Source organism: Nonomuraea sp. K271 (assembly GCF_009908215.1).
Taxonomy (GTDB): domain Bacteria; phylum Actinomycetota; class Actinomycetes; order Streptosporangiales; family Streptosporangiaceae; genus Nonomuraea; species Nonomuraea longispora.
This window is the reverse complement of the sequence record NZ_JAAAHR010000298.1, coordinates 1-5,417: the sequence shown is the minus strand read 5'-3', so window position 1 is coordinate 5,417 and position 5,417 is coordinate 1. Positions and strand designations below refer to the sequence as shown.

At 72.0% G+C, this 5,417-nt stretch carries 3 protein-coding genes; all 3 read left to right on the top strand.

Translation table 11 applies throughout. The features are described from left to right. Positions 1-649: 649 nt before the first annotated feature. The 3 genes from GUY59_RS45890 (at position 650) to GUY59_RS45880 (ending at position 5,112) form a co-directional block, all read left to right on the top strand. Positions 650-2,668, top strand: coding sequence for a GTPase (locus GUY59_RS45890; protein ID WP_252375269.1), 2,019 nt, complete (start codon positions 650-652; stop codon positions 2,666-2,668). Further along, the gene (locus GUY59_RS45885; RefSeq protein WP_138208597.1) at positions 2,665-4,287 is read left to right on the top strand and encodes a GTP-binding protein; all 1,623 of its coding nucleotides are present in this window, start codon (positions 2,665-2,667) and stop codon (positions 4,285-4,287) included. Before GUY59_RS45890 ends, GUY59_RS45885 begins: the two co-directional genes overlap by 4 nt. Before the next feature lie 135 nt (positions 4,288-4,422). Next, positions 4,423-5,112 carry a single-stranded DNA-binding protein gene (locus tag GUY59_RS45880; protein ID WP_138208598.1) on the top strand — a complete coding sequence of 230 codons (690 nt, stop codon included), beginning with the start codon at positions 4,423-4,425 and terminating at the stop codon, positions 5,110-5,112. Positions 5,113-5,417 lie beyond the last annotated feature (305 nt).

Sequence of the window (5,417 nt, the reverse complement as noted above, 5' to 3'; positions counted from 1 at the left end):
CCCGAAGCCTGGTGCCGGTGCCGGTGCCGAGCCCGCAGGCGGTCACCCTGCCGGTTCTGCGACAGAAACCGGCGCGGGACCTGAAACCGGACCCGAGCCCGCAGCGCAGGACGAGCCGCCCGCTCGCTCCAGCCTCTTCGCGCGCAGGCCCGCCGTCCGGGGCAGGCCGGAAGCACAAAGTACGCCTTCCGCACGCGCCGCGGCCGGCGATCCGGCGTCCGAAGGACCGTCCGGCGCCAAGGCCGCGAAGGGACGGGGCGGCGACGGCCGCTCCCCGGCGGAGCGCGAGGTCACCGCGGAAGGCGCCACCAGCGACGCACGCACCGAGCCGGCGACCCGAGACGAAGCCGCAGCCCAGCACGACGAGCCCGGTGGCGAGCAGACCACTGGTACGCCGTCCTCGGGCGACCGTTTCCCGGGCGGCCGTCCGTCGGGAAAGCGTTCCCCCGGCAAGCGTTCCCCCCAAGGCAGGCGGCCCGCCAAACGATCCACCGGCGAGCGACCGCCGGGTGAGCCGCACTCCGGCGAGCCATCGGCCGACGAGCCTGAGCGTCAGACCGGAGACGAACCCCGGGACCCCACGACAACGACCGGCACCTTTGTGAAGCCCGGCGCCTCCGCGCCAGGCGGCAAACCGGGGAAGACCGGCGTGCCCGGGAAACCGGATGCTGCGGCGGCGAGCCGGGAGCCGGGCGAGGCGGACGTACCCGCGAAGGGCGGCGTACCGAAAGCCAGCGCCAAGCAGGCGAGGGCCGGCCAGTTCGAAGCGGCCGACGAGCCGTCACCGACCGCCGGCACGGCGACGATCGGTCACGCGGGCCCCCGCGGCGATGCCGGCTCCGACGCCCCCCGAGCCGACGGAGCGCCGGGTGCTACGGACATCACCGGCGGCGAGATGTCACGCGGTTCGGACCTCCGCGGCGGCGAGGTGTCACGCGGTTCGGATGTCGCGGGTGGCGACGAGGTGACAAAGAAGTCCGAGCAGGCCGGCGGCCAAGAGCCGGCCGGTCAGGCGATCGGTGAGGAGTTGCCGGCGGAGGCGGCCGAAACGCTGATGAGTGCGCTCGGCACCCTCCGCGAGAGCATCGCCGACCTGCGCTTCGGGCTCGACCTGCCGGGCGTGGAGGAGGCCAGGCAGGCACAGGCCGACCTGCTGGCCCAGCTTGAGGGCTACGTGCTGCCCAGGGTGAGGACGAGCACCGCTCCCGCGCTCATCGTGGTGGCCGGCTCGACCGGCGCGGGCAAGTCCACCCTGGTCAACACGCTCGCCGAGAAGACCGTCTCGCGCACCGGCGTACGCCGCCCGACCACCGGCACCCCCGTCCTGGCCTGCCACCCCGACGACCGCGAGTGGTTCGCGGAGGGCGAGCTGCTGGGCGGCCTGCGGCGTCTCGACGCGCCGACGCCCGATGCCGGGCCGGACGGCCTGGTCGTCGTCTCGACCGAGAAGCTCCCGCAGGGCGTCGCGCTGCTCGACACCCCCGACATCGACTCGGTCGTGGAGGAGCACCACGACGTCGCGCACCGCATGCTCGACGCCGCCGACCTGTGGATCTTCGTGACCACGGCGGCCCGCTACGCCGACGCCCCGGCCTGGAGCCTGCTGCGCCTGGCCAAGGAACGGGGTGCCCGGCTGGCGATCGTGTTGTCGCGCGTCCAGCCCCGGTCGGCCGACGTGGTGCTCAAGCACTTCGTCCGCATGCTGACCGAATACGGCATGGGCGACATCGACAGGTTCGTCATCAACGAGGCGAAGGTGACGGACGGCAGGCTGCCCGACAGCGAGGTCACCGAGCTGCGGCTGTGGCTGGCCGAGCTCTCGGTTGACGAGGAGCGCCGAGCGCAGGCCGTACGCGAGACGCTCAACGGCGTGCTCAACAGTTTCCGCACCCGCGTACCAGCGCTGGCCAAGCACCTGGAGGGGCAGGTCGCCTTCAGGACAGAGCTGCGCGGCGACGTGGAGGCGGCCTTCCGCGGCGCGCTCATGGAGATCGACAAGGCGTACAAGAACGGTTCGCTGCTGCACGGCGAGGTGCTGGCCAGATGGCAGGACTTCGCCGGCTCCGGCGACCTCATGCGCTCGTTGCAACTACGCAGGCGCGGGAAGGCGGCCAAACAGGCGCCCGAGCGGGTGCTGGCGTTCAAGGCGGCGATCCGGACGGGCCTCGAGTCGGTGATCGTCGCCGCCGCCAACCGTGCTTGCGAGGAGGTGGTGGCGCGCTGGCGGCACCGTTCCGAGCTGGGCGCCAAGATTTCGGACGGCCTCGACACCCCCTCTGACGACCTCATCCGCCACACCGGCCGTGCCATCGCCTCCTGGCAGGATCACCTGGGCGAGCTGGTACGCACGGAGGGTGTGGCCAAGCGGTCGGTGTCGAAGCTGGTCTCGTTCGACCACGACTCGCTCGCCCTGATCTTCATGGTCGCGATGTTCAGCGGGAGCAACGGCGAGGGTGTTCCACATCGGCTGGTCAACGCCCTGCTCGGCGCCGAGTCCCTGCGTGGCATCGGCGCCAAGGCGCTCAGCGACCTGCGCGCCAGGATCGGCATGTTGTTCGACGAGGAAGCCATGCGTTACGTGAAAGCGCTCGACTCCGCGGGCATTCCCGACGAGTCCGTCGCAACCCGCCTCTACCAGGCAACGTACAACCTCGAGGTCGCTCGATGACCACCATGACCACCAGGCCGGGTCTCGCTCCGCGGCTGACCGCGCTCACCAAGGTGGTGGAGCTGGGCCCCGGGCGGCTGGACAAGAAACTGCTCGACGAGGCCGGCGTGCTGCTCCAGCGGGCCGGAGACCGGCTCAAGCTGTCGTCCGAGCACACCGTCGTCGCCCTCGCGGGCGGCACGGGCAGCGGCAAGTCGTCGTTGTTCAACGCGATCTCCGGGCTCGAGCTGTCGCCCACGGGCGTACGCCGGCCGACCACCGCCCGCACCCACGCCTGCGTGTGGGGGCTGGAGGGCGCCGGGCCGCTGCTCGACTGGCTGCAGATCCAGTGGCGGCACCGCTTCTCCCGCGCCAGCGCGCTCGACAAGGGCGACAGCCAGCTGCACGGGCTCATCCTGCTCGACCTGCCCGACCACGACTCCATCCGGGCGCTCACCGACACCGAGGCCGATCGGCTCATCGGGCTGGCCGACCTCGTGGTGTGGGTGCTCGACCCGCAGAAGTACGCCGACGCCTCCACCCACCGGCGCTACGTCACGGATCTGGCGGGGCACGACGCGGTCACCGTGTTCGCGCTCAACCAGGCCGACCGGCTCACCACCGAGGAGCTGGCCGAGCTGGTCATCGACCTCAACGACCTGCTGCGCCGCGAAGGCGTCGACCACCCCAGCGTCGTACCCACCTCGGCGGTCACCGGACGCGGCATCGAAAGTCTCAAGAGCGTCATCGCGACCGCCGTGTCGCGGCGGCGGGCCGCCATCCAGAAGCTCGAGGCCGACCTGCACCGCCTGGAGCAGCGCCTCGGCGACGTCATGCCGCTCGGCGAGGCGCTCTCCGCCCCGTCGTCGGTCGACGAGGCCCGCCGGATGGGGCTGACCGACGCGCTCTGCGACGCCGTGGGCGTGCCCGCGGTGGGCGAGGCCATGGAGAACGTCTACGCCGAGCGCTCCAATCAGTGGGTCGGGTGGCCATACCCTCGATGGTTCGCGAAGCTGCGCCCCGATCCGCTGAAGGCCCTGCGTCTCGAAGACGTGAGCGCGGAGATCCGCGGCATCACGACCGGTTCCGTGAGCGCCCAGTCGGCCGAGGTCGCCAACGCCGTGCAGGCGCTCGCCGACGGCCTCTCCGTCGGGATGCACCCGGTGTGGCGCTCCTCCGTGCACCAGGCGGCCAGGTCGCGCTCCGGCCAGCTCCCGCAGGCGCTGACCGAGGACCTCACGGAGGTGGCGCCGCAGCTCGACCGGGTGCCCGGTTGGTGGCGCGCGCTCAGGGTGTGGCAGTACACCCTGGTGGCGGCGTTCGCGGCCGGGGTCATCTGGCTGCTGGCCGGGCTGCTCATGCCGGGACAACTGCCCCCGCAACTGGAACTGCTCGGCGACGGCGCGGCGCTTCCGTGGGTCGGGCTGATGATGGCCGCCGTGCTGGGGTTGGGTGCGCTGTCGGGCATCGCCTCGCGCAACTTCGTCGAGCTGAACGCCTCCAGGGAGCGAGAGCGCCTGGAGCGGGAGATGAGGCGCAGGGTGGCGGCCGTGTCCGCGACGATGGTGGTGGAGCCGGTCGAGCGGGAGCTGGGCCGCCATCACGCCTTCTTCACCGCGTTGCGGGATCTGTCGGTCTGACCTCCGTCCACAGGCTCTCCCTCCGCCCTCCCTCTGTCCACAGAACCGCGTTCCGTACGCCGCCACCCCGCCTCCCCACGGCACGCTGGGCCCCAGATCGCGGGCAACCGGCCCGCCAGATGGGGAGGCACAGGGATGAATGACATCTACGTCACGCTGACCGGAAACGTCGCAGCAGAGCCGAGGCAATACAGCTTCGACGAAGGCACCAAGGTCACCTCGCTGAGGGTGCTCACCTCGCACCGCTACTTCGACAGGAAGACGGGCCAGTGGACAGACGGTGAGAAGGTCTGCTTCACGGTGCGCTGCTGGCGTGCCCTGGGAGACAACGTCGCGGCCTCGATCCGCGCCGGCCAGCCCGTGGTGGTGTCGGGCAAGTTGCGCATCCGCGAGTTCGGCGCCGAGGGCGACCGGCGCTTCGTGCCCGAGATCGAAGCCAGCGCCGTCGGGCACGACCTGCGCTGGGGCACCGGCGTCTTCACCAAGCCGGAGCGCGGCGGCGGGCTGGGCTCGATGAGCAAGGAGATGCGCGAGCGCCTGGACGAGGAGACCCGCGACTGGTCCATGGGCGCGCGCCCCCTCCGGCCTCTGTCCCGTCCCGAGCCCACCTCGCGAGCCGGCACTTCAGGCACCGCCACCCCGACGTCCACGAGCGACGACACCGGCGCCTTCGCCAAGCCGGAGGAGCACGCCGCCGCAGCCTTCGCCCAGCCGAAAGACGACACCGTCCGCATCCTGGGAGGCGAAGCCGAGCCTCCCAACGGCGAGGAGGATTCCGGCGACGAGGACCAGTCCCTGAAGCTGGAAGAACGCGCGGCGGCCTAGACCCGCACAGGGGCATCGACGCCGCCCGACGCTCCCGTCCAAGCATCCCGGCACACCCCGGACCCACGGTGTCAGGGTGCTTGGACGGCGTCCCCATGCCCGACGGCTGAGCCGCCGGGAGTGCTGTCGTCCGTGGCCGCACCGTCCGTGGCCGCACCGTCCGTGGCCGCACCGTCCGTGGGTGCGCCGTCCGTGGGTGCGCCGTCCGTGGGGCCGGCACGCACGGGGACGGGGTGCGGAGTGCGCCGGCCGGCCGGTGGGAGCCGTTCCGCGAGCAGGGCAAGGGTCACACGCTGGGGGGATGG

Coding starts and splice junctions, on each gene's coding strand:
- GUY59_RS45885 (WP_138208597.1), top strand. CDS start 2,665: ATGACCACCATGACCACCAGGCCGGGTCTCGCTCCGCGGCTGACCGCG.
- GUY59_RS45880 (WP_138208598.1), top strand. CDS start 4,423: ATGAATGACATCTACGTCACGCTGACCGGAAACGTCGCAGCAGAGCCG.